General features: G+C 42.9%; 5 protein-coding genes and 1 pseudogene. All 6 read right to left on the bottom strand.

What is annotated here, in order from left to right; all coding sequences use genetic code 11:
* Nucleotides 1-469 (bottom strand): annotated as a pseudogene (locus tag D3222_RS23995) (DUF637 domain-containing protein); the annotation flags it as partial.
* A 107-nt stretch (nucleotides 470-576) separates the two neighbouring features.
* A complete protein-coding gene (gene cdiI, locus D3222_RS23990; RefSeq protein ID WP_118988295.1) occupies nucleotides 577-933 on the bottom strand; it encodes a ribonuclease toxin immunity protein CdiI in 357 nt (118 codons plus the stop codon).
* Nucleotides 934-942: 9 nt separating this feature from the next.
* Nucleotides 943-1,698 carry a CdiA family toxin C-terminal domain-containing protein gene (locus tag D3222_RS26565; RefSeq protein ID WP_118988294.1) on the bottom strand — a complete coding sequence of 252 codons (756 nt, stop codon included), beginning with the start codon at nucleotides 1,696-1,698 and terminating at the stop codon, nucleotides 943-945.
* Between the two features lie 17 nt (nucleotides 1,699-1,715).
* Nucleotides 1,716-1,874, bottom strand: a complete 159-nt coding sequence (locus tag D3222_RS25340; RefSeq protein WP_157975436.1) for a hypothetical protein — start codon at nucleotides 1,872-1,874, stop codon at nucleotides 1,716-1,718.
* A 240-nt stretch (nucleotides 1,875-2,114) separates the two neighbouring features.
* A complete protein-coding gene (locus D3222_RS23980; RefSeq protein ID WP_118988293.1) occupies nucleotides 2,115-2,633 on the bottom strand; it encodes a hypothetical protein in 519 nt (172 codons plus the stop codon).
* Nucleotides 2,630-3,325 (bottom strand): hypothetical protein (locus D3222_RS23975; RefSeq protein ID WP_369973538.1); only part of this gene is annotated, 696 nt, incomplete at its 5' end. The genes D3222_RS23980 and D3222_RS23975, both read right to left, overlap by 4 nt.

Below are 3,325 nucleotides of genomic sequence, written 5' to 3'. Positions count from 1 at the left end.
CCGGATTGGCTTTACAGCCTTCCAGCGCAATACGCCCTGCCGTTGCCATTTCAGCCGAGCCCGCAATCAGTATATGACCGCCATAAACCAGCGCATAGCCGCCTGCCGCCACGGCGGTGACGGCAATCGCGGCATTCCGCCGCGCAGTTATGCGCTCTTCCGCCGCTTTATCCCCTTTTTCCGCCGCCAAGATATCTTTTTGATTATCTGCCGATAACTGATACAACATRTGCTCAGTCATGTTGTTACGATAGACAAGCTCCGCGCTGTTTGCCGCACTGTAAGCGCCTTCCGGGGTATGACTAATCAGGGCACCTGATAACGCCCCGATAAATTTAGCCGTCTGGGCCTTAGCTTCATTACCCGTCAGCGCTTCCTGAAGTTTATGAATTTGCCGTTCTGTTTCATTCTTATACGCCGGTTCAAATAGCCGGCTTTCCATGGTGATGGCGGCTAATTCAGCCGCCAAGCATGGATTTAACCGAAAAGATGATCAGCTAATTATTGAACTTGCGTGTCAGCTCTAAAAGTTAATAAAAATAATTTCCCCCGATCATATGATCGAGGGGATTGACTTTATTTTGGAATTTTTGTCAGCAACTCATTAACCTTATCCGTATCTTCTGGATGAAACTCGAGATACTTTTCACAGACCAATCTGACATAGTGATAACAGATTTCTTCACTGACTGTTATTGTATCTTCATCAGTTGGCGGATAACCAACAGCAAACTGTACACCTTCAAAATATTCATCTTCACTATTCATGTCAGGGAAAAAACAATATACACCATCTAACATAAAAGACTCTTTTTGAACAATATTTTCTAAGGCATCTAAAAAACGCTCGTCATTATACATAAGGTCAAAATAGCTTTTTATGATCCAGTCAGAATTAGAATGATCATAAGGTAGCTCAAATAAAAATTTCATTTATATGTCCTATTTTGGATGAAAATTACTTATCCCACCTGTTTTCTTATCAATATATACCCTAAATGTAACACCATCTGCTGTAGCATCATATGCTTGTTGACCTCTAGCTATAGCTTGTTTGTAACCACTGACAGCAGCTTGTTGACCTAACTCTAACATTTTCCGATCAGTAAAAATTTTGGGATCATAGATAGTCTTTTCAAATGGTTTTGAACCATTACCTTTGTGAGTTCCTGTAAAATTCCCAGCAGCATCTTTAGCAGGTACTCTATATTCGATATGAGTTATTCCATTAACACCAGTAGGCGTTTCACTGACGATTTGTATTCCTTTGTCTTTTACAACACTATAAAAAACATCTGCATTGTGCCCGCCCGCAATTCCTGATTTTTGGGTAAATCCATCTACAGTTGCTAAATGCTTTGGCTGATTGATCTGAAAACTCATGCCATCAGGGTATGTAACAGTTGTCACCCCCTTTCCAACATACACTTTCTCATTTTCAATCAAACTAGCTACGGCATGGGTATCAGGTTTAGCATTTCTTAACAGCGGTTCTGAGGCATGACTCAACTCTTCTGCCAGATTTTTCGCCCCTTCTTTGCTGTTACCTAATACTTTTACCGCTCCAGCCGCCAAAGCACCGGTCCCAACAGCCGCTTCCGGCGCAACCGCATCAGCAACAAAAATCCCCACGTTATTCAGGCACAGCGCCGGATTGGCTTTACAGCCTTCCAGCGCAATACGCCCTGCCGTTGCCATTTCAGCCGAGCCCGCAATCAGTATATGACCGCCATAAACCAGCGCATAGCCGCCACGGAGGTGACGGCAATCGCTGCATTCCGCCGCGCAGTTATGCGCCCTTTCGCCGCTTTATCCGCCGCCAAGATATCTTTTTGATTATCTACCGATAACTGATACAACATATGCTCAGTCATGTTATTGCGATAGACCAACTCTGCACTGTTAGCCGCACTGTAAGCGCCTTCCGGGGTATGGCTAATAGTGCCCAGACCTCAACTCACCATTAAAAGGTTCTGACTGGAACAACTCGGTTCTTATGCTGGCAAACCAGTTGTCATAAAAATAAAAGAATATAGTCCCCGAATGGATGAACTGCACCTTAATCAGTTAGTATCTAACTTTTGGGGGTGCGGTTCATAAGGCCGGGAGCTTTTTTAACGTAACCAGAATGGTGGATCATCTGGGCTTAAGGCATCGTATTCTTCTAAAGAACGATATTGATCTTCCATATACAAAGGCATATCAGTAATAACTACTTTTACAGGTTCGTACTTGTAGTCTGGATATGATTTAAATTCCTCATAATTTACCTTTGCAGATTCAATACAATATGAGAAAGCGTCAAAATAACGAAAAAATACGTCTGATAACATAGGGAAGCTAAGATCCAATCTGCTTTCTTCAACATTAACCAATCTTACCGTGTCCCATTCAACTGATGAACTTGGCAAACTCATAAATAATTGACGTACTTGTTCCATCTGAGCCTTAGCATCCTCTACCTCTTCTTGACGTAAATAGCGCTTATAAAGCCTGTCTGTTAAAAGATTCCAGTTTTGTTCTGGATATTTCCGTTCAACTAAGAGTTTCAAACATTCAAAAAACAATACAACATCACTGATCGTTCCAAGCTCTTTTGTAGAACTTCCACCGCTAAATCCTATATTTCTCATTCTGTCTTGAACCTAATTGATGAGGCACTAATCATGCCGTTAGATTTTTCAACAATACCTTTTCTGATAGCAGCCTCTTGCTGAAATGTCATTGTTTGCCCTCGAACATCAATAACTATCCGTTGTTCCATTCCCGCAGGGAGATTCTTCTGCCGCTCAATCACCTGCTTGACAATATTATTAATCAGGCCATTTTTATTCGTTGCAATGTTATAATTTTTTACTTCAACACTGCAAACATTGCCTTGACACCAGTCTGGGCGAACGCTGCCTTTAGTGCCGTAGGGGACTTCTTTACCCTCTTTAAAAGTCACTTGACCACTCCAGCCATCACCCAAATCTTTCCCGACATCAATTTCTGACTTTCTGTGACCGGGGCGTGAGATTGATGTAATTTCATCACTGGCCTTATTGATCAGTTTAGACGCTTCTCCAACGTCACCTTTCTGTAAAGCTTTTTCTACCGCCTTGATAGTTTTCCCGGCGGCATCACCTGCACCGGGAATAATCGCTATCGCGGCGACCAGATAATCTAATGCGCTCTCAGCCTCGACAAAGCCTTTGATATCCCCGATAACGGGCACGAAGTCAGTACCAACGCTGATAATTTCCCCGGTTTGTTTACACGCCTCCGGTGACTGCTGACAAAAGGCTTGTTTTTTCTCCTCGTAGGCTTTGATTGTGCCTGACTT

Origin of the sequence: Photorhabdus sp. CRCIA-P01, assembly GCF_003545805.1 — a bacterium.
Taxonomy (GTDB): Bacteria; Pseudomonadota; Gammaproteobacteria; order Enterobacterales; family Enterobacteriaceae; genus Photorhabdus; species Photorhabdus antumapuensis.
Note: the sequence above shows the minus strand (reverse complement) of the source record. Positions and strands in the feature narration are given on the sequence as shown.

Excerpts from the sequence above, each read along its gene's own strand:
- cdiI (WP_118988295.1), bottom strand. The coding sequence starts at position 933 with ATGAAATTTTTATTTGAGCTACCTTATGATCATTCTAATTCTGACTGG.
- D3222_RS26565 (WP_118988294.1), bottom strand. The coding sequence starts at position 1,698 with ATGGCAACGGCAGGGCGTATTGCGCTGGAAGGCTGTAAAGCCAATCCG.
- D3222_RS25340 (WP_157975436.1), bottom strand. The coding sequence starts at position 1,874 with ATGACTGAGCATATGTTGTATCAGTTATCGGTAGATAATCAAAAAGAT.
- D3222_RS23980 (WP_118988293.1), bottom strand. The coding sequence starts at position 2,633 with ATGAGAAATATAGGATTTAGCGGTGGAAGTTCTACAAAAGAGCTTGGA.